This is a genomic window from Gluconacetobacter asukensis (assembly GCF_014174375.1).
Taxonomy (GTDB): Bacteria; Pseudomonadota; Alphaproteobacteria; order Acetobacterales; family Acetobacteraceae; genus Gluconacetobacter; species Gluconacetobacter asukensis.
Genome location: NZ_JABEQE010000002.1, coordinates 212,078 through 231,116, shown reverse-complemented (window position 1 = coordinate 231,116; position 19,039 = coordinate 212,078). Strand labels below are relative to the sequence as shown.

The window sequence follows — 19,039 nt, the reverse complement described above, 5'->3', positions numbered from 1 at the left end:
GGGGCGCCAGCGGTTCATCGTAAATGTGCGCCCCCGCGCCGGGTTCAACGCATGATCGGGGAATTTTTTGTGCCTTCCGGGCATGGCGGCCCATGCCGGCGACCCCGCTGAAGGGGATTTTCGGCGTGTCGTCCCAAACCCGCGCCCTGGGTCGTGATCCAGCACAAGGATGAAGTCGGTATCAGACTGCCGCCAGCGTCTCCAAGAGCGCATCGACGTCCGCGATGCGCGTGTAATAGCTGGTGACCAGCCGGATGACGGTGCCGTCCACCCCCGGCGGCGTGTGCCAGTCATGGAAGGTGAAGCCCGCCGCGCGCAGATGGGTAATGGCCCGGTGGGGCAATGCGACGAAGATTTCGTTGGCCTCGGTGGCGTAAAGCAGCCGTGCGCCGGGGTGGCGGAACAGCCCGCTGGCCAACCGCTGTGCCATTGCATTGGCCTGTCGGGCGTTGTTCAGCCACAGATCGTCTTCCAGGCAGGCTAGGATCTGCGCGCTGAGGAACCGCTGCTTGGACCAGACATGGCCCGCGCGCTTGCGGCGCCGGGCGAATTGTTCGGCCAGTGCGGGATTGAAGAAGATCACGGCCTCGGCCGCCATGGCCCCGGTCTTGGTCATGCCCAGCGACAGTACGTCGATGCCGGCCTTCCAGGTCGCCTCGGCCGGACTGCATCTGAGATGGGCGATGGCATTGGCCAGCCGCGCGCCGTCCATATGTACGGCCATGCCGCGTGCGTGGGCCAACGCCGCCAGTTCGGCGATCCGCGCCGGGGAGTAGACGGTGCCCCATTCCGTCGCCTGCGTCAGGCTCAGCGCCGTCGGGAGCGGGTTCTGCACGTTGTCGGCGGGCAGGCGGTCCAGCATGTAGGACAGGGCGACTGGCGCCATGCGCCCGTCCTCGGACGGGATGGTGACCAGCCTGGCGCCGCCGGTGAAGAAATCCGGCGCCCCGCATTCGGATTGCACGATATGCGCGCTGTCGTCGCACAGGATCGCGCCATAGGGCGGGGCGATGGCGGCCAGTGCCAGCGCGTTCGCCGCCGTGCCGGTGGCGACGGGGAAGACCTTGACCGGGTGTTCGAAAATATCCGCCGCCACCTCGCCCAGCCGTGCCGTCCAGGCGTCGCCGCCATAGGCGGGGGCGGCGTCGGCGTTGGCGGCGACCAGGGCGGACATCACGGCGGGACAGGCCGGAACGACATTGTCGCTGCTGAAGTTCTTGCGTATCTGCTCTACCACGCTATTCCCCTGCTCTTTTCCGTTCCCGTTGTCCGGAGTGCCGCATGACCGAACCAGCTTCCGCCGAAACCGCGTCCGTTCGCAACCCGTCCGCGCGCCTGATCGACGGCAAGGCGTTCGCGGCGAACCTGACGCAGACGATCGCACAGGAGGTCCGCGCGTTCCATGACCGCCATCAGGTCACGCCCGGTCTGGCGGTGGTGCTGGTGGGCAACGATCCGGCCAGTGAGGTCTATGTGCGCAACAAGGCGCTGCAGACCCATCGCGCGGGCATGCGCTCGTTCATGCACATGCTGCCCGAAACCACGTCGCAGGCCGAGCTGCTGGCGCTGATCGGGCGGCTGAATCACGATCCGGAAATTCACGGCATTCTGGTGCAACTGCCCCTGCCCGCCGGGCTGGACCCGGTGGCAATCACCAATGCCATCCATCCCGACAAGGATGTGGACGGGCTGGGCGAAGTCAATGCCGGGCGGCTGGCGCTGGGCCAGCCGGGCATCGTGCCCTGCACGCCGCTGGGCTGCCTGATGCTGCTGAAGTCGGAACTGGGCGGCCTGCGCGGCCTGCATGCCGTGATCATCGGCGCGTCCAATCTGGTCGGCCGGCCGATGGCGCGCCTGCTGCTGGCCGAGGGCTGCACCGTGACGGTGGCGCATATCGACACGCGCGACACCGCCGCCCTGGCCCGGCAGGGTGATATTCTGGTGGTGGCGACCGGCTGCCACGGATTGGTGCGCGGTGACTGGATCAAGCCCGGCGCGGCCGTGATCGACGTGGGCATTACCCGGATCTCGCTGCCCAACGGCAAGACGCGCCTGGTCGGCGACGTGGCGTTCGACGAGGCGGTGACCCGCGCGGGGCGGATCACCCCGGTGCCCGGCGGTGTCGGGCCGATGACCATCGCCTGCCTGCTGAACAATACCCTGGCGGCCGCCCGGCGCATTGTCGGCGGCGCGGCCTGAGGGCGACGGGGCGATGACGGCGCGCCTGTCGGTCGAGCTGATCCCGCGCGACGCCGAGGCGTTGCTGCGCGATGCGGGGCAGGTCCGCGCGCATTTCCCGCTGGCCGACACGCTGAACGTGCCCAGCCTGATGCGCTTTCCCATGCAGGGCTGGGACGCGGTGCCGCTGCTGCAGCCGATCGTGCCGCGTGTCGTGCCGCATATCCGGGCGATCGATATCGACCCCGATGGCCCGCTGCCGGGCGCGGATGTGCCGGGGCTGACGGAAATCCTGGTGGTGCGGGGCGATCCGCCGGCGGATCTCAGCCGCCGGACCTTTCCCAATTCGTCGGAAAGCGTGATCCGCCGCTATCGGCGCGAGGCCCCGCATCTGACGGTCTATGCGGCCTTCGACCCCTGGCGCCATGCCCCCTGGCGCGAGATGGAGGCGGTGGCGCGCAAGAAGGAGGCGGGGGCCGCCGGTTTCTTCACCCAGCCGGTATTCGACATGCGGATGCTCGACCTCTGCATGGGCTGGCTGGCGGGCGAAACCGTGTTCTGGGGGATTTCGCCGGTCATCGGCCCGAAATCCCGTTCGTACTGGGAGACGACGAATCACGTCGTCTTCCCCCATGGGTTCGACCTGACGCTGGAGGCCAATATCGCCTTCGCGGTTCGGGCGATCCGTGCCGTCCGGGTGGCCGGCGGGCATGTCTATCTGATGCCGCTACGGGTGAATCTGGCCGCCTATCTGGGGCCGATCCAGCAGGCGCTCGGCTGATACGGAGCGGGGTGGGACGGCTTACCTCCGCCCCACAATTCCGTTAGCCTCGGGGAAAGAGTCCGTTTCTCCGAGAGGTTATGATCGTGCCGTACCATCGTCCATGTCCACGCCTGTCCACCGGGCCAGGGTTTCAGCCGGGGATTGCCGGCTCCATGACCGCGATCGGGCTGGTTCTGGGCGCTGCCATGCTGATCGTGGGCGGAACGGCGCCCGCGCGCGCCGCCGAAGAGGGCCCGGCCGCCCCGGCGCCCGCCGCTGCGTCCGCCATGCCGTCGCCCGATCCGGCCCGCATCTTCGCCCCCCTCGCCTATCCGATGCCGGCGGGCAGCACCCGTTCGGCCGGTGGCGTGCCCGGTGGCGCGTATTGGCAGAACGACGCCGATTACGAGATCAAGGCGGCGATCGACCCCACCAACCGCCTGCTTTCGGGCAGCGAGATCATCACCTACGCCAATAACAGTCCCGACGCGCTGGACGTGCTGTGGGTGCAGCTCGACCAGAACATCTATCGTGACGGTTCGCGCGGCAATTTCGTCAATCCGCAGCGCCATGCCGAGCACACGGATGGCGACGTGATCGAAAGCGTGTCGATCGAGCAGGACGGCAAGAGCATCCCGGTCACGCCCGTCATTTCCGACGCGCGGATGCAGGTGCCCCTGCCCACGGCGCTGGAGGGCAAGGGCGGCAAGATCCGGCTGAAGATCGTCTGGCATTACACGATCCCGGGCACCTGGGGCGGCCGCACCGCCGTCAGCACCACCCGCAACGGCGATGTGTACGAAGTCGCGCAATGGTACCCCCGCATGGCCGTCTATGACGATGTGCGCGGCTGGGACACCGCGCCCTATCTGGGGCAGGAATTCTTCCTGGACTATGGCGATATCGATTACAGCATCACGGTGCCGTGGAACTTTACCGTCGTCGGGTCGGGCGCGCTGCTCAACCAGGCCGAGGTCCTGACGCAGACCGAGCGCGACCGGCTGGCCCAGGCGGCCAAGAGCGACGAACGGGTGATGATCCGCACCGAGGTCGATATCCACGACCCCAAGAGCCATGTGGCCCAGACCGGCACCAAGACCTGGCATTTCCGCATGAACAACACGCGCGACGTGGCGTTTGCGGCCTCGCCGGCCTTCCTGTGGGATGCGGCGCGGCTGGACCTGCCGCCGGTGGTGGTCGAGCCGGGCCATGCGCCGGTGCCGCGCCTGGCGATGTCGGCCTATCCGGTCGAAGCGGTCGGGCCGCATCAGTGGGACCGGTCCACTTCGTACGTGAAATACGCGATCGAGTATTTCTCGCGTCGCTGGTACCCCTATCCGTGGCCGAACGCGATCAATCTGGGCGGGTATGGCGCGGCGATGGAATATCCCGGCATCGTCTTCGACGGCATGCACGACAAGGACCCGGAACTGTTCTGGGTCACGGCGCATGAGCTGGGCCATGGCTGGTTCCCGATGATCGTGGGTTCCAACGAGCGCCGGCATGCCTTCATGGACGAAGGGTTCAACACCTTCATCGACACCTATGCGTCGGACGATTTCAATTCCGGCGAGTTCGCGCCCAAGCGCGATGCCGAATTCGCTCCCGCCACCGGCAAGCCGGCCGAGGATATTCTTTCGGTGCTGCGCGACCCGGCTGCGCCCCGCCTGATGACGCCCTCGGACCTGATCCCCGAGAGCTATCGGCATCCGGTGACCTATTTCAAGGCGGCCTATGGGCTGAAGCTGTTGCGCGAGCAGATCCTGGGCCCGGAGCGGTTCGACCGCGCCTTCCGCCGCTACATCGCGGTGTGGGCCTATCGCCACCCCACGCCTTCGGATTTCTTCCGCCTGATGGACAGCGAGACGGGCGAGGACCTGTCCTGGTTCTGGCGGGGCTGGTATTTCAACAACTGGGGGCCGGACTATGCGGTGAAATCCGCCACGCCCACGGGCGAGGGCGCGGCCCATGGTCTGCTGGTGACGGTCGACAACAAGGGCTGGCTGCCTCTGCCGGTGACGTTGCAGGTCAGCTACACGGACGGCACCAACGCGCGCCTGACCATTCCGACCGAGGCCTGGTACCTGCGCAACGAGATCGAACTGACGATCCCGGGCGCCCGCACCCCGCAGGCGGTGACCCTGGACCCGGGGCATGACATCCCGGACCTGAACCGTGCCGACAACACGCTGACCCTGGCGGCGCCGCCCGCCCAGCCGGCGACGCCCCCCGCGCATTAGCGCGGGGGAATGCCGGTCGCGCTATAACCAGTCGCGCGCCTTGATCAGGGCCAGCGCGGCCAGGGTGACCATGCAGGTGATCTCGCCCGCGCGGATCATCCGTTCCATCTCGGCCAGCGGCATCGTGTGGCTGGTCATATCCGCCTCGGTCGCCTCCAGCCGGGGCACGCCCTGCGTCAGGCCGGTGGCCAGATAGACATGGCCGCGCTGGGTCGAATAGCCGGCGCCCTGGTACAGGGTGCCGGCATGGCGCAGCCGTTCGGCGCGCAGGCCGGTTTCCTCTTCCAGTTCGCCCCGCGCCACCGTTTCGGGGTCGGCGTCGGGCCGATGTTCCCACATGCCCATCGGCAGTTCCCACAGCCTCGCCCGCACCGGGTAGCGATACTGGCGTACCAGCGTCACGGTGGGGCCGTCCGGTCCCTGGCCCAGCGGCAGGATGACGACGAATTCCCCGCGCTCGACCACGCCGTAGAGCCCCTCACCGCCGTCCGGCCGGCGGATGATGTCCTCGCGCACGCGGGTCCATGGGTTCTCGTAGGCGATCCGCGAGGACAGCGTGACGAAGCCGCCCGAAGCATCCGGGCCGTCGGCGGCAGGGGCTGAGATGTCGGCGGTCATGCGTACTGGTTCCTTTCGCTGGTGGCCGATCATGGCGCGCTGTCCTCAATGCTTGGCTAATGGCGCCGTGCGTCGTTATGTTATCCGGATAACGGAGTGTGCGCGTCGTCATGACTGTCTTACGGAGCGGGCCGGCCAACCCGACGCTGCGAATTCTCGCCGTCGTTCTGTTCAACCTGATCTGCTACGTCGATATCGGCCTGCCGCTGGCGGTCATTCCGCTCTTCGTGCATGGCACGCTCGGCTATAACACCGTCGTCGCGGGTCTGGCCGTGTCGCTGCAATATCTGGCCACCTTCGCCTCCCGGGCGCAGGCGGGGCGGTTCGTGGACGAGCGGGGCGCGAAGCCGGCCGTGATGATCGGGCTTGCGATCTGCGTGCTCGCGGGGCTGGCGCTGATGCTGGCCGGGCTGTTCGCGCACCGGGCCGTCCTTGCGGTGCTGCTGTTGGTCGCCAGCCGGATTCTGATGGGGGTCGGCGAAAGCTGGACCGCGACCGGGGCCATCCTGTGGAATATCGGGCGCGTTGGCGCGGAGCGGACCGCCCAGGTGATTTCCTGGAACGGTATCACCTCCTATGGCGGCATCGCTTTCGGGGCGCCGGTGGGCGCGGTTCTGGCGCAGGCTCATGGGGCGCTGGGCGGGCTGGCGGGGGTTGGGATACTCTCGGCGCTGTTGCCCGCGCTTGGGCTGGCGCTGGCCACGCGCTACGCCGCCGTGCCGCCGATCGCCAAGGGTGGCGAGGTGATGCCGTTCTCCCAGGTTTTCTGGCGCGTTCTGCCCTACGGTATCGTTCTGGCCTGCGGGTCGGTCGGGTTTGGGGCCATTTCGGCCTGCCTGTCGCTGTATTTCGCCGACCGGCATTGGGATGGCGCGGCGCTGGGGCTGATGGTGTTCGGGCTGGTCTTCGTTCTGGTGCGGCTGCTCTTCTCGCGCCAGATCGGCCTGCGTGGCGGAATGAAGGTGGCGGTGGTTTCGTTGCTGGTCGAGGTCGGGGGGCTGCTGCTGCTCTGGCGGAGTGCGGACGTGCCATCGGCCGATCTGGGCGCGGCGCTGACGGGGGCAGGGTTTTCGCTGGTCTTTCCCGCGCTTGGGGTGGAAGCGGTGACACGCGCCGGACCGCAGAACCGGGGCGCGGCGCTGGGCGCCTTCAGCGTCTTTCTCGATATCGGCATTGGCCTCTCCGGCCCGATGCTGGGGCTGGTGATCCATAGTCTGGGCTATGGTCCGATGTTTCTGGTCTCTGCCCTGTTTACCGGGGCCGGGGTCGGTGCCACCCTGCTGCTGCGGGGGCAGGCCCGCCCGGACGCCGCCTGACGGCAGCCGCCTCGGCGGGGTCGGGCGGGGCCGATCGCGCGCATGACCCACCTTCTGGAGGATAACGAATCCATGTCCGTTGCTGCCGTCGCTGTATTCTGCGGGTCGCGTTTCGGGGCCCGGCCCGTGTTTCAGGAGGCCGCGCGCGAAATGGGGCACCGGCTCGGCCAAGCCGGCATGCGGCTGGTCTATGGCGGTGGTGATGTCGGGCTGATGGGCACGGTGGCGGATGCGACGCTGGAGGCCGGCGGCGCGGTATCCGGGGTGATCCCTACCTTTCTCGAGGCGCGTGAGGTGATGCATCAGGGCGTAACCGACCTGACGGTGACCGACTCGATGCACAGTCGCAAGCAGCTGATGTTCGCCCGTGCCGACGCCTTCGTCGTGCTGCCCGGCGGGCTGGGCACCTTCGACGAGACGATCGAGATCATGACCTGGCGGCAGTTGAAGCTGCATGACAAGCCGATCTTCATCGTCAATGTGGCGGGGTGGGCCGACCCGATGCTGGGCATGCTGCGGGCGGCGGTGGAAAATGGCTTTGCCGAGTCCAGCGCGCTGGATCTGTTCGAGGTCGTGCCCGACGTGGCCACCACGATGGAACGATTGGGGGCAGTGATCCGCAGCCCGGTCGTCGATGATGCCAGCCGGTTGTAGGGCTGGCCGGCAGCCCGGATATGACGGCGGCATGACAAAAAACGGCCGCCCGGGCGATTAGTTGGGGCGGGGGCCCTTGCGGAGAGGCGGGAGGGCATGTATAGCCCCCACACGAGTTCGGAGTGTAGCTCAGCCTGGTAGAGCACTGTGTTCGGGACGCAGGGGCCGGAGGTTCGAATCCTCTCACTCCGACCAGACTTCCAAGATGTCAGGCGGAAAATGCCGCCGTGGGGCGGTGATATGGCCGCGTAGGCCGGCACCATCCGCCTGGGCCATGCTTGCGTCATCCCCGGCCGAATCCGCTGCAGTCTGGACGCTGGTGCCCGCGTCATCGTGCCTTTCCGGGATGCGAGAGATTACTTCACGCCCAGATCGTACTTGATCCGGTCAAGGCGGGAGAGCTTGTTCTCGTCTCCCCGCTTGCGCAGGATGGTCAGATATTCATCGGCATCGTCTTCGCTCATGATATCGGGTATCCAGGTTTCTACCTCCCAGAAATCAAACCTGTGCCTGTAGACGATGTCTTTTTTGAAGAGCGGCGAGCCCAGGGCCGAGGGAAAATAATAGGCCCCGGCATGAATGGGTGAGGTGATATTGATTAGTTCGACTGTCTTTGTCGCAATGTAATCATACGGTTCCGTATGATCGGTTTCGAATATCCGGTCGCGCCAGGGGCGAGGAAGAAGAAACGGTTCCTCGCGAAGAGGTAATTTTTTGTCCTTGAGTTTTTTATAAAGTGCGGAGACGGAGTATATGACATGCGTGTCACGCGCCGCATTCAATATGGCCTGTGACAATTTTTTCTCACCATGTTCGATGGCATAAACCCGATTGTTGACGGGAATATACGTATTCCAGAATTGCCTGAAGCTTCTGGCGTTGAAGACGTGTCCCGAAACAGAGAGGCAGAATGATTGAAGATGATGGTGCTCGGTCCCGCTCCAGTTTTCATATGCGGCAATAACGTCTTCAGGACCAAGCAATCTTTGAATCATCTCCTTCAGCCCATGGCTTGAGAAGAACACGCTGTCATTCATGATGATGAGTCGGGAAACCGGTCTGTCGAGATACTGTATCGCGTCTTTATATGCGCCGAAATCGAATCCCTGGTTGCCTCTGAAGATTATTGCGGAACAGTTTTCTATAAAAAATTCCTTTTGGGTAATCGTCATTTCATGGTTGCAGGCCAGAATGATGTTCACATCATGTCTTCTCAGTTCCAGGATAACTCTTTTTACGCTATCCGATACATCTTCGGCTAATTCATAATAAACAAATATACAATAGATGTCGGAAGGCAATATGGATAATTCGATAACATCTTTTATGTCGGATTTGTAGGATTTCAGCAGCTCTTTTTGCCGCTTTATGTTCAGGTCTATAAATATCCTGCGAAAAAATGACCTGGAAACGAATTTCCTTGCGATATGATATTCTCTATATATCGACTTGAGGAAAGGCATTTCTTTTTCTTCCTGTAATGATACTTTTTTTGGTTAAAAATGAATGTGGATATAAATATGGGCTCTTCGGATAAATGTTGAGTTCTAATTTGTGTAAATTTCTACGTGTTTCTTGGTGGTAGTGGTTGATAATTATATCATTTCTGATTTTGTGGGCGCAAAATGAATTACATTTCAGCGGAATATGTTACCGTTTAAAGAAATTGGTTACATTTACTGCAATATTGATTCTCGCCCTGTATGTCCGCTCCAAGGTTCGGAATGCAGGGCCCGGTGCCAGCGTCGTTTCTGAAGTGGGCTCTTAAGGGGCGGTCAATCTCTTGCCGTCATGCTGGCACGATCATGGTCTTCTCGCTGCTGCGGCACCTGCGCCGCTCCCGACGCCCTCCCGGCCGTGTGCGGCTGGCGGACATTGCCGAATCCTCGGTGCTGCTTGAGTCCTGTCCAGCGCGTGCCGCGCGTTTTGCGCCGGCCGATGCGCGGCGCAATGGCGCTACCAACCCGTTTCTTGATTGGGTCAGTACGCCGGTCGGGCTGACGGCCCATGTCCTGCGCGATGTCGTATATGACGTGGACAGCCGGGTGCTGATCAAGGACGGAGATCTGGTGGCGGAGACCTGCTACCTCCAGCCTCCCGAATTGCTGGCGGCGTTGCGGGTCGATCGTGCCCGCCTGATCCGCCATGCGGGGCCGGGGATGGCAGTGCCGTGCAGCGACCACTGGCCGGGCAATTACTATCACTGGATGATGCATGCCCTGCCGGTGATGGCGGCCCTGTCGGACCGGCCGGAGATTCGTCGCCGGGGGCGGCTGTCCTGGCTGCTGCCCGATCTGCTGCCGTGGCAGCGCCAGACGCTGGATCTGCTGGGTGCGGATGGCGGTGGCCGGCAGGTACTGGCGGCCGGGCGCCAGTACCGGCTGGATCGCGTAGTCTATTGCAATATCGTGGCCGGGGCGGCCGATTTCGCGCTGTCGCGGCTATGCCAGTCGGTTTTCCCGCGGATGGCGGCGCGGGTGCCGGTCACCCGTCGGCGGGGGTTGCGGCTGTATGTCGACCGGGGTGGGGCGGGCAATCGTGCGATCCCCAACGAGGGCCTGCTGGCGGCGGCGCTGGCGGCGGAGGGGTTCTGCGTGGTGAGGCCCGAGCGGATGCCGGTCGCTGAGCAGATCGACCTGTTCCGTGCGGCGGCAATGGTGGTGGGGCCCCTGGGGGCCGGCATGACCAATATCGGATTCTGCCGACCCGGCACCCTGGTCTACGAACTGGTGCCCGATCACCATGCCAATCCATGCTTCCTGGCGATGGCGATGCGCGGGCATCTGAATTACTGGGCGGATCTGTATCCGACCGGGGCGACAGGACAGGATCATGTCGCCCGCTGGGAGGCCGGGATCGACGTGGCGCGGGTGCTGCGCCGGGTGTCGGGCCTGTGGTCGTGCGGCACGCGGCCGGTCCTGGTGTCGGACGGCGCAGCGTAAGGCACCGCCCGACGGCCCGTTCAGGCGGTCGTGGCCCCTTTCCGGCTGCGGCCGGGGACCAGCAGGCTGACCACCACCACGGTGCCGATATTCACCAGCAGCGCCAGCAGGCCGGTCGAGACCAGCTGGTGCATGCCGCCGATCGAGAGCATGTGGGTGGGCTTCAGCCCGTCATGGAAGCAGACATAGGTGCCGTACAGCGTGCCCACCGCCCAGCCAGCCAGCATTGCCGGGGCGGAGAAGCGCAGCTTGGTGATGCCCAGCACCAGTGCCGGGAATGTCTGCAGGATCCACAGACCGCCCAGAAGCTGCAGGTCGATGGCGAAATGGGCGTTCAGGAACAGCACGCAGGCCAGCGCGCCCAGCTTGATGCCAAGGGCGATGAGGCGCGAGGCGCGGACATTGTTGCGCAGGCCGGGCGAGATGTTGCTGGTCACCAGGTTGGCGGCGCCGATCGCCATGACGGCGGCGGGGACCAGTGCGCCGACGGCGATCGCGGCGAAGCAGAAGCCGGTGAACCAGTCGGGGAAGATCGTCGTGAACAGGCTGGGGACGATCGAGGAGGTGTTGGTGGTCACGACCCCGGCCGCATGGGCCATCAGCCCCAGCATGGCGATCAGGCCCAGCAGCAGCGTATAGGCCGGAAGCATGACCGCGTTCTTGCGGATCGTGTCGGCCGAGCGCGCGGCCAGCACGCCGGTCAGCGTATGCGGGTAGAGGAAGGCCGCCAGCGCCGACGACAGGGCGAGCGTGGCATAGGGCACGCTCTGGCCCGGCATCAGGGCATGGCCTTCCGGCGGGTGGGGCAGGTGCTGCGCCGCGGTGGCGAACATGGCGCCGTAGCCGCCCAGATGCAGGGGAATGACCGTGACCGCGGCCAGGACCGCGATATAGATCATGATATCCTTGATAAAGGCGGTCAGCGCGGGCGCGTGCAGGCCGCCCAGCCATGTATAGGCGGCCAGCGAGATGAAGGCGACGATCAACGGGATTTCGCCCGGCAGGCCCAGTGCCTCGATGACCGTGCGGATGCCGATCAGCTGCAGCGCGATATAGGGCATGACCGCGATCAGGCCGCTGGCGGCGATGGCCAGTTCCAGCGCCCGGCTGCCGAAGCGCGCACGGACGATGTCCGCCGCCGTCGCGTGCCGTCCGTCATGGGCGATCTGCCACAGGATGGGCATGACCAGGAACACGAACGGATAGACGATGATCGTATAGGGCAGGGCGAAGAAGCCGAACGCGCCGGTCGCATAGACCAGGGCGGGCACCGCGATGACGGTATAGGCGGTATAGAAATCGCCACCGACCAGGAACCAAGTGATCCAGGTGCCGAACTGGCGGCCGCCCAGGCCCCAATCCTCGGACCCGTGGGCAGCGGACTGCCCCTTGTGACTCCGGCCGCGCCACCACGACACCGTGCTGCCCAGCACGATGGTCATGGCGAAGAACAGGATGAAGACGACCAGTGCGGGGGTGGAAGGAACGTGCGATGTCATCAGCGTGCGTCCCGCTTCCAGACGACCCACACCAGCAGGGACGTCGCCGGCACCCAGGCGAACTGGTACCAGTAAAAGAAAGGGAAACCCAGCAGGGTTGGTTCCGTTCGGTCATAGAACGGAAGCCATAGCAACCCGATAAAGGGCAGTAGGAGAGCCAGGTACAGCTTTTTCATCCCGATTGTGGCCTTATTTTCTTGATTGATTGCGGGCATCGAACGACGAGGTTGCCCATCCCTGTCGGCATGTCAACCGGCAGCTTTCGCGGGGCCAGGAGGAGAGCAGTCGCGTGAAAAAGGATCGTAATTGATGCGCCTTCCGGCTAGAAGAACCCGGTGGGGTCCTGACTGAGAAGAGCAAGAACAAACAGTGCGTGTATGCGGCGTCGGACCAGGAGATGTTCACGTTCCACAGTAGAATGGGCGGAGCAGAGGAGAGAGCTATGACAAAGTGGGTCTATAGTTTCGGTGGCAGCGCGAATGAAGGCGGTGCCGGTATGCGCGAGTTGCTCGGTGGCAAGGGCGCCAACCTGGCGGAAATGGCGGCGATCGGCCTGCCTGTCCCGCCCGGCTTCACCATCACGACCGAGGTTTGTACCGCGTTCTACGACAATGGCCGCGCCTATCCCGAGGACCTGCGCGCGCAGGTCGGGGCGGCGCTGGCCGGGATCGAGGGCGCGCTTGGCCTGCGTTTCGGCGATCCGGCGGCGCCGCTGCTGGTGTCGGTCCGTTCGGGCGCGCGCGTGTCCATGCCGGGCATGATGGATACCGTGCTGAACCTGGGCCTGAATGACGAGACGGTCGAGGGGCTGGCCGCCAATTCCGGCGATGCGCGCTTCGCCTGGGACAGCTATCGCCGCTTCATCCAGATGTATGGCTCGGTCGTGCTGGGCGTGTCGCACCATCGCTTCGAGGACCTGATCGAGGAAACCAAGCGCGGCGCCGGCGTGCAGGATGACACCCAGCTGACCGATCAGGACTGGCGGGATGTCGTGGTGGGCTACAAGGAGATCGTGCAGCGCGAGACCGGCGCGCCGTTCCCCATGGACCCGCATGCGCAGCTGTGGGGCGCCATCGGCGCGGTGTTCGGATCGTGGATGAACCCGCGCGCCAATACCTATCGCCGCCTGCATGACATTCCCGCGAGCTGGGGCACCGCCGTCAACGTGCAGGCGATGGTGTTCGGCAACATGGGCCAGGACTGCGCCACCGGCGTCTGCTTCACCCGCGATCCCTCGACCGGCGAGAACGTCTTCTACGGCGAGTACCTGATCAACGCGCAGGGCGAGGACGTGGTGGCGGGTATCCGCACGCCGCAGCCGATGTCCCAGCAGCGGGCCCGCGAGGGTGAGCTGTCGATGGAACGCGCGCTGCCCGAGGCCTACGCCGAGCTGCTGTCGGTGCGCGATATCCTGGAGCGTCACTATCGTGACATGCAGGACATCGAATTCACCGTCCAGAACAACCGCCTGTACATGCTGCAGACCCGCACCGGCAAGCGCACGGCGGCCGCGGCCCTGCGCATTGCCATCGCGATGGCCGAGGAAGGCCTGATCTCGCACGAGGAAGCGATCCGCCGCGTTCCGCCCTCGTCGCTCGATCAGCTCCTGCATCCGACGCTGGACCCCAACGCGCCGCGCACGATGCTCAGCCGCGGCCTGCCGGCTTCGCCGGGTGCCGCCGGCGGCGCGATCGTCTTCAGTGCCGAAGATGTCGAAATCCGTGCCGCGCGGGGCGAGGATGTGATCCTGGTCCGGATCGAGACGTCGCCCGAGGATGTGCATGGCATGCACGCCGCCCGTGGCGTGCTGACCACCCGTGGCGGCATGACCTCGCATGCCGCCGTGGTGGCGCGTGGCATGGGTCGTGTCTGCGTGGCCGGTGCCGGCGGCATCCATGTCGACTACAAGGCCAAGACGCTGTCGGTCGGTGCGACGGTGCTGCATGAGGGCGAGTGGATCACCCTGGATGGCGGCACGGGCGAGGTCTTCGCCGGCAAGGTGGCGACCATCGAGCCGACCCTGTCGGGCGATTTCTCCACCCTGATGGGCTGGGCCGACAATGTGCGCCGGATGAAGATCCGCGCCAATGCCGAAACGCCGGACGACGCGCAGACCGCGCGCCATTTCGGTGCCGAGGGCATCGGCCTGTGCCGGACCGAGCACATGTTCTTCGCCCCGGACCGGATCGGCTTCGTGCGGCAGATGATCATGGCCGGCGACGCGGCGACGCGCGTCCGCGCCATCGACGCGCTGCTGCCCTTCCAGCGCCAGGATTTCCAGGACCTGTTCCGCATCATGGCGGGGCTGCCGGTGACGATCCGCCTGCTGGACCCGCCGCTGCACGAGTTCCTGCCGCATGGCGAGGCCGAATTGGCCGAGGTCGCGGCCGCCATGGGTGAAAGCCTGGAAGCGGTGGCGACGCGCAAGGCGGCGCTGTCGGAATCCAACCCGATGCTGGGTCATCGCGGGTGCCGGCTGGGGCTGACCTATCCGGAGCTGTACGCCATGCAGACCCGGGCGATCATCGAGGCGGCGATTGCCGTGTCGGCCGAAACGGGTCAGCCGGTAGTGCCGGAAATCATGATCCCGCTGGTGGGCATGGAAAGCGAACTGCGCCGGACCCGTACCATCGTCGAACAGGCGGCGACCGAGGTGCTGGCCACGACGGGCGCGGTGCTGGACTACAGCATCGGCACCATGATCGAGCTGCCGCGCGCGGCGCTGACGGCTGACCGGATCGCGCAGCAGGCCGATTTCTTCTCGTTCGGGACCAATGACCTGACGCAGACGACCTTCGGCTTCTCGCGCGACGACGTGGGTACGTTCCTGCCCTTCTATCTGGAGCATGACCTGATCGCGCGCGATCCGTTCATCTCGATCGATCAGGAAGGTGTGGGCCAGCTCGTCTCCATGGGCGCGGAAAAGGGGCGGAGCGTCAAGCCGGGCCTGAAGCTGGGCGTATGCGGTGAGCATGGCGGCGATCCGGCGTCGATCGGGTTCTTCGAATCCGTCGGGCTGGATTACGTGTCCTGTTCGCCGTTCCGGGTGCCGATCGCCCGTCTGGCGGCGGCCCAGGCCGCGCTGGCCGCGCGTGACGCACTGGCGCCGGCCGCGCAGGTTCGCTGACCGTCGTTCCAGCCCTGCCGCACCCGCATCGTTCGCGGGAGCGGCAGGGCCGGCTTTTCTGATTGTTCCATTCTTCGGGATGGCCTGGGCCGCCCGGAGACCGATGGCGGAGCCCGCTTGCCCCCATGTCGCATCACATCGTGCTGCATCTGGTGTCGGATGCGACCGGACAGACGCTGGATTCCGTCGTTCGGGCCTCGATCGCCCAGTTCAGCCATGCCGAAGTCACCTGCCATCGCTGGAACCTGATCCGTACCCGCTCCCAGTTGCGGCGGGTGCTGGAGGCCATCGAGCAGGATCGGGGGCCGGTCCTGTCCTCGGTGGTCGATCAGCGGCTGCAACATGAGCTGACGATCGGCTGCGCGCATATCAAGGTGCGGCTGGTCAACGTGCTGGACCCGGTCACCGCCGTGCTGCAGGACGAGCTGGGCGAGAAGGCGATCGGCCGCCCAGGCGGTCAGTATGTGATGGACGACGCCTATTTCCGTCGGATCGACGCCATGCATTTCGTGCTGGCGCATGATGACGGGCAGGAGATTGGCGGCCTGTCCCATGCGGATGTCGTGCTGGTCGGCATCTCGCGCGCCTCGAAGACGCCGACCTCCTTCTATCTGGCCAATTGCGGGGTCAAGGCGGCGAACGTGCCCCTGATTCCCGATCTGCCGCTGGCGGATGAATTGCTGCATGTCCAGCGCCCGATCGTGGGGCTGACCATCGATCCCGACGTGCTGATCAGCATCCGCCGCCATCGCCTGGATGTGATGGGCGACCGCCGGTCCGAACTGCTGCTGCGGACCGGCAATCCCTATATCGACCCCGAACGGGTCGAGGAGGAGGTTCGCTGGGCCCGGCGCCTGTGCGCCCGTCACGGTTGGCCGCTGGTCGATGTCAGCCGTCGTTCGATCGAGGAAACGTCGGCCGCGATCATGGGCCTGATGGCCGACTGGGAAGAGCGCCGCGCCGAAAACAGGCCATAGCCATATGGCATGGGTCCGGAAGTTGGCGTTACATATCGATACCTCCCCCATCTGAAAAACACCATCTTTCGTGCCTATATGGATTGGAAACGCGGGAGAATTCGGCACATGCGGCGATTTCTGATGTTAGGGGCGGCCACGCTCATGCTGGGTGTGGCAATGGCGCCGGCCGGGGCCCTGGCTCAGCACGGCGGCGGTGGCGGGCATGGTGGTGGCGGTGGTGGCCACGGCTTTGGTGGTGGCGGCGGCTATCGTGGCGGTGGTGGAGGTGGCTGGCACGGTGGCGGAGGCTATCGGGGCGGCGGAGGCTACTATCGCGGCGGTGGCGGCTATTACCGTGGGTATGGCGGCTATGGTGGTTATCGTGGCGGCTGGGGTGGCTGGGGCTATCCCGGCTGGGGCGGCGGCTATTATGGAGGCTGGGGCTGGCCGCTGGCGTTCGGCACGATGTTCGGCATGGCTGCCGGGGCCGCGGCTTATGGTGCGTACGACGATGGGTACGGTGCTGATTACGACGACTACCCTCCGCCGGCGTACGAGGGCGGCGCCTATCCGCCTGCGGGCTATGGCTACCCTTATCCTGCGCAGCCTTACCCCGCGCAGCCATATGCAGCCCAGCCTAATGCACCGCCTGCGCCTCTTCCCCAGGCGCCCTCGCCTACCGTGACCTGCACGGGTGGCCGTTTCTTCAATCCATTGACCGAAAGCTGTGACAGCCCTTGATGTGCTGACGAGGCAGAGTCGTGTGGAACCGCGATTCCGTCAGGGATTTTTGAGCGCGAACGCTGACGCCATTATCATGACATACTATGTCTTAAACTGACATTGTCGGGGAAGGGGGCGTTTTCATCCACCACCCGGCATTGGAGCATGGACAGGACTGATGAAGAAGATCCAGACGCGCGGCATGATGATGCTGCTGATTGCCGGCCTGCTGTCGACTGGCCTCGCCGCAGGGGCGCGTGCCGAACCGGGTGGGTGCCTGAAATATGGCGCGGTCGGTGCGGTCGGCGGTCATGTGGCCAACCATCATGCCGTGCTGGGTGCGGTCGGGGGCTGTGCCGCCGGCATGTATACCCGCCATGAATACCGCAAGGGGCTGCGGGAGAAGGCGGCCCTGTATGACAAGGAGCATCCGGTCGATCCGCATCTGAGCATGATGGAGCGCTATCGCCAGCGCAAGACGGACGAGCAGAAAGCCACGCTGTGGGACGCGGAACATCCGCAGGCACCTGGCGCCCCGCACTGAGGCGTGGGCACGACCGGGATCGCCCGATAGTGGTCCCGGTCCGTGGTTATGCCGGCCGCGCCGGCAGCCAGCCCGCCAGTTCCTGCCGTGTCAGGGCCTCCAGCAGGTCGATGGCGGCGGGGGCGGCGTTCAAGCAGGGAATCAGGACGAAATCGGTGCCGCCGGCGCCCAGGAATTCCGACCGGACCTCGTTGCCGATTTCATCCAGCGTCTCGATGCAGTCGGCCATGAAGCCGGGCATGATCACCGCTACGCGCGTGATGCCCTGGGCCGGTAGCCCCGCTATCAGCGGTGCGGTATAGGGTTCCAGCCAGCGCGCGGGCCCGAACCGCGACTGGTAGGTCAGCGGCATTGCCGTCTCATCCATGTCCAGGGCCTGCCGTAGCGCGGCCATGGTGCGGGTGCATTCCTCGGCATAGGGGTCGCCGCGTTCGACATAGGCGCGCGGCAGGCCGTGGAACGAGGCCACGATCTGCTGCGGGGCGAAGGGCAGGCCGGCCAGCGTCTCGCGGACGGAGCGGGCCAGCGCGGCAATATAGAGCGGATGATCGGGAAAGGCCGGCACGGTGCGCACCGCCGGCTGGTTGCGCAGGCGCATCAGCGCGCGGAAGGCCTGATCGTTGGCGGTGGCGGTCGTGGTGGCGCTGTATTGCGGGTAAAGCGGCAGCAGCAGCACCCGTTCGCAACCCCGGCGCAGCAGGGCGGCAATGCCTGATGCGATCGAAGGGGTACCGTAGCGCATTGCCCATTCCACCGCCACGCCATCGGGTGCCAGGCGCTGGGCCAGGGCTTCGCCCTGTGCCCGCGTGTACGTACGCAGCGGGCTCTCGTTTCGTTCCTCGTTCCAGATACGGCGATAGGCGCTGCCGGTGCGGCGTGGACGCAGGGTCAGGATCGGCCCGCGCAGGATCGGCTGCCAGAGGGCCGGATGGGCCTCGATGATCCGCCGATCGGACAGGAATTCGGCCAGATAGCGCCGCACGGCGCCATAGCCGGTCTCATCGGGCGTGCCGAGATTGGTCAGCAGGACGCCGATACGGGACGGGGCGATGGAAGCGCCCGGGCGGACGGTGAGGAAGGTCATCGGGCCGGGATGCTACAGGACCCGCCCGATGCTGGCAAAACGGATCCGGACAGAACTGATGCCGGCGGAACGGAACGCGGTGACGCGCGTAATCAGCGACGCCGCGAACGGACGCGTACGGGAACCGGCTGGGGTGTCGGGGCGTTGCGCCATGCAAGCAATGCGGCACAGCCCATGGCAAGGCACAGGCTCAGGACCGGCAGGGATGACGACAGAAACGCGGTAATGACGGTCATCATGCTCTCCATCCCCTCCGGAAACGGCGCGCCGCCGAGGAATCCTGGCGGGTTTCGCTTGCCGGAAGGCATTTGCGGCGGGATCGGATCCTGGGAGCAGGCCGTCCGGACCGCCTGATCAGTCAAGCTTGCCGCTTTATGAATCGTCAAGAAAAA

At 65.4% G+C, this 19,039-nt stretch carries 17 protein-coding genes and 1 tRNA gene; 11 read left to right on the top strand and 7 right to left on the bottom strand.

From position 1 onward, the window contains the following. Window positions 1–181: 181 nt before the first annotated feature. Window positions 182–1,237, bottom strand: coding sequence for a beta-eliminating lyase-related protein (locus tag HLH35_RS03380; protein WP_182977784.1), 1,056 nt, complete (start codon window positions 1,235–1,237; stop codon window positions 182–184). Window positions 1,238–1,281: 44 nt separating this feature from the next. On the opposite strand from HLH35_RS03380, the gene folD reads away from it, so the two are divergent. From folD to HLH35_RS03365, 3 genes are all read left to right on the top strand, one after another. Continuing rightward, complete coding sequence (gene folD, locus HLH35_RS03375; protein WP_182977783.1) at window positions 1,282–2,199, top strand: bifunctional methylenetetrahydrofolate dehydrogenase/methenyltetrahydrofolate cyclohydrolase FolD; 918 nt, start codon at window positions 1,282–1,284, stop codon at window positions 2,197–2,199. Between the two features lie 13 nt (window positions 2,200–2,212). After that, entirely contained in the window at window positions 2,213–2,959 is a 747-nt protein-coding gene (locus HLH35_RS03370) for a methylenetetrahydrofolate reductase (protein WP_182977782.1), read from the top strand. A gap of 155 nt (window positions 2,960–3,114) precedes the next feature. Further along, on the top strand, window positions 3,115–5,181 hold the full coding sequence (locus HLH35_RS03365) for a M1 family metallopeptidase (protein WP_246384802.1): 2,067 nt from the start codon (window positions 3,115–3,117) through the stop codon (window positions 5,179–5,181). A gap of 21 nt (window positions 5,182–5,202) precedes the next feature. Here the strand turns inward: HLH35_RS03365 and HLH35_RS03360 are convergent, their stop codons facing one another. Then, window positions 5,203–5,799: an NUDIX domain-containing protein gene (locus HLH35_RS03360; RefSeq protein ID WP_182977781.1), complete on the bottom strand. Its 597-nt coding sequence runs from the start codon at window positions 5,797–5,799 to the stop codon at window positions 5,203–5,205. Between the two features lie 110 nt (window positions 5,800–5,909). Between HLH35_RS03360 and HLH35_RS03355 the strand changes: the two genes are divergently transcribed. From HLH35_RS03355 to HLH35_RS03345, 3 genes are all read left to right on the top strand, one after another. Continuing rightward, on the top strand, window positions 5,910–7,115 hold the full coding sequence (locus HLH35_RS03355; RefSeq protein ID WP_182977780.1) for an MFS transporter: 1,206 nt from the start codon (window positions 5,910–5,912) through the stop codon (window positions 7,113–7,115). 72 nt (window positions 7,116–7,187) lie between these two features. After that, window positions 7,188–7,769 (top strand): LOG family protein, encoded by a 582-nt coding sequence (locus HLH35_RS03350; protein ID WP_182977779.1) that lies wholly within the window; start codon window positions 7,188–7,190, stop codon window positions 7,767–7,769. 118 nt (window positions 7,770–7,887) lie between these two features. Continuing rightward, a tRNA-Pro gene (locus HLH35_RS03345) sits at window positions 7,888–7,964 on the top strand. A gap of 161 nt (window positions 7,965–8,125) precedes the next feature. Here the strand turns inward: HLH35_RS03345 and HLH35_RS03340 are convergent. After that, window positions 8,126–9,232: a rhamnan synthesis F family protein gene (locus HLH35_RS03340; RefSeq protein ID WP_182977778.1), complete on the bottom strand. Its 1,107-nt coding sequence runs from the start codon at window positions 9,230–9,232 to the stop codon at window positions 8,126–8,128. A 342-nt stretch (window positions 9,233–9,574) separates the two neighbouring features. On the opposite strand from HLH35_RS03340, the gene HLH35_RS03335 reads away from it, so the two are divergent. Beyond that, the gene (locus tag HLH35_RS03335; protein ID WP_182977777.1) at window positions 9,575–10,711 is read left to right on the top strand and encodes a glycosyltransferase family 61 protein; all 1,137 of its coding nucleotides are present in this window, start codon (window positions 9,575–9,577) and stop codon (window positions 10,709–10,711) included. A 20-nt stretch (window positions 10,712–10,731) separates the two neighbouring features. Here the strand turns inward: HLH35_RS03335 and HLH35_RS03330 are convergent, their stop codons facing one another. Together HLH35_RS03330 and HLH35_RS03325 are read right to left on the bottom strand one after the other, a co-directional pair. Next, the gene (locus HLH35_RS03330) at window positions 10,732–12,210 is read right to left on the bottom strand and encodes a sodium:solute symporter family protein (RefSeq protein WP_182977776.1); all 1,479 of its coding nucleotides are present in this window, start codon (window positions 12,208–12,210) and stop codon (window positions 10,732–10,734) included. After that, window positions 12,210–12,386, bottom strand: a complete 177-nt coding sequence (locus HLH35_RS03325; RefSeq protein WP_182964735.1) for a DUF3311 domain-containing protein — start codon at window positions 12,384–12,386, stop codon at window positions 12,210–12,212. The genes HLH35_RS03330 and HLH35_RS03325 overlap by 1 nt, the downstream gene beginning before the upstream one ends. Before the next feature lie 266 nt (window positions 12,387–12,652). Between HLH35_RS03325 and ppdK the strand changes: the two genes are divergently transcribed. From ppdK to HLH35_RS03305, 4 genes are all read left to right on the top strand, one after another. Further along, the gene (ppdK, locus tag HLH35_RS03320) at window positions 12,653–15,337 is read left to right on the top strand and encodes a pyruvate, phosphate dikinase (protein ID WP_182977775.1); all 2,685 of its coding nucleotides are present in this window, start codon (window positions 12,653–12,655) and stop codon (window positions 15,335–15,337) included. Between the two features lie 125 nt (window positions 15,338–15,462). Further along, window positions 15,463–16,314 carry a pyruvate, water dikinase regulatory protein gene (locus tag HLH35_RS03315; RefSeq protein WP_182977774.1) on the top strand — a complete coding sequence of 284 codons (852 nt, stop codon included), beginning with the start codon at window positions 15,463–15,465 and terminating at the stop codon, window positions 16,312–16,314. Window positions 16,315–16,437: 123 nt separating this feature from the next. Further along, window positions 16,438–17,037, top strand: coding sequence for a hypothetical protein (locus tag HLH35_RS20140; RefSeq protein ID WP_182977773.1), 600 nt, complete (start codon window positions 16,438–16,440; stop codon window positions 17,035–17,037). 187 nt (window positions 17,038–17,224) lie between these two features. Continuing rightward, window positions 17,225–17,563 (top strand): hypothetical protein, encoded by a 339-nt coding sequence (locus tag HLH35_RS03305; RefSeq protein ID WP_408870089.1) that lies wholly within the window; start codon window positions 17,225–17,227, stop codon window positions 17,561–17,563. 46 nt (window positions 17,564–17,609) lie between these two features. On the opposite strand, the gene hemH is transcribed toward HLH35_RS03305, so the two are convergent. Next, a complete protein-coding gene (gene hemH, locus HLH35_RS03300) occupies window positions 17,610–18,647 on the bottom strand; it encodes a ferrochelatase (RefSeq protein WP_182977772.1) in 1,038 nt (345 codons plus the stop codon). A 92-nt stretch (window positions 18,648–18,739) separates the two neighbouring features. Further along, entirely contained in the window at window positions 18,740–18,886 is a 147-nt protein-coding gene (locus HLH35_RS03295) for a hypothetical protein (RefSeq protein WP_182977990.1), read from the bottom strand. Window positions 18,887–19,039 lie beyond the last annotated feature (153 nt).

Coding starts and splice junctions, on each gene's coding strand:
- HLH35_RS20140 (WP_182977773.1), top strand. CDS start 16,438: ATGTTAGGGGCGGCCACGCTCATGCTGGGTGTGGCAATGGCGCCGGCC.
- HLH35_RS03335 (WP_182977777.1), top strand. CDS start 9,575: ATGGTCTTCTCGCTGCTGCGGCACCTGCGCCGCTCCCGACGCCCTCCC.
- HLH35_RS03340 (WP_182977778.1), bottom strand. CDS start 9,232: ATGCCTTTCCTCAAGTCGATATATAGAGAATATCATATCGCAAGGAAA.
- HLH35_RS03360 (WP_182977781.1), bottom strand. CDS start 5,799: ATGACCGCCGACATCTCAGCCCCTGCCGCCGACGGCCCGGATGCTTCG.
- HLH35_RS03370 (WP_182977782.1), top strand. CDS start 2,213: ATGACGGCGCGCCTGTCGGTCGAGCTGATCCCGCGCGACGCCGAGGCG.
- hemH (WP_182977772.1), bottom strand. CDS start 18,647: ATGACCTTCCTCACCGTCCGCCCGGGCGCTTCCATCGCCCCGTCCCGT.
- folD (WP_182977783.1), top strand. CDS start 1,282: ATGACCGAACCAGCTTCCGCCGAAACCGCGTCCGTTCGCAACCCGTCC.
- HLH35_RS03325 (WP_182964735.1), bottom strand. CDS start 12,386: ATGAAAAAGCTGTACCTGGCTCTCCTACTGCCCTTTATCGGGTTGCTA.
- HLH35_RS03315 (WP_182977774.1), top strand. CDS start 15,463: ATGTCGCATCACATCGTGCTGCATCTGGTGTCGGATGCGACCGGACAG.
- HLH35_RS03350 (WP_182977779.1), top strand. CDS start 7,188: ATGTCCGTTGCTGCCGTCGCTGTATTCTGCGGGTCGCGTTTCGGGGCC.
- HLH35_RS03365 (WP_246384802.1), top strand. CDS start 3,115: ATGACCGCGATCGGGCTGGTTCTGGGCGCTGCCATGCTGATCGTGGGC.
- HLH35_RS03330 (WP_182977776.1), bottom strand. CDS start 12,210: ATGACATCGCACGTTCCTTCCACCCCCGCACTGGTCGTCTTCATCCTG.
- ppdK (WP_182977775.1), top strand. CDS start 12,653: ATGACAAAGTGGGTCTATAGTTTCGGTGGCAGCGCGAATGAAGGCGGT.
- HLH35_RS03305 (WP_408870089.1), top strand. CDS start 17,225: ATGATGCTGCTGATTGCCGGCCTGCTGTCGACTGGCCTCGCCGCAGGG.
- HLH35_RS03355 (WP_182977780.1), top strand. CDS start 5,910: ATGACTGTCTTACGGAGCGGGCCGGCCAACCCGACGCTGCGAATTCTC.
- HLH35_RS03295 (WP_182977990.1), bottom strand. CDS start 18,886: ATGATGACCGTCATTACCGCGTTTCTGTCGTCATCCCTGCCGGTCCTG.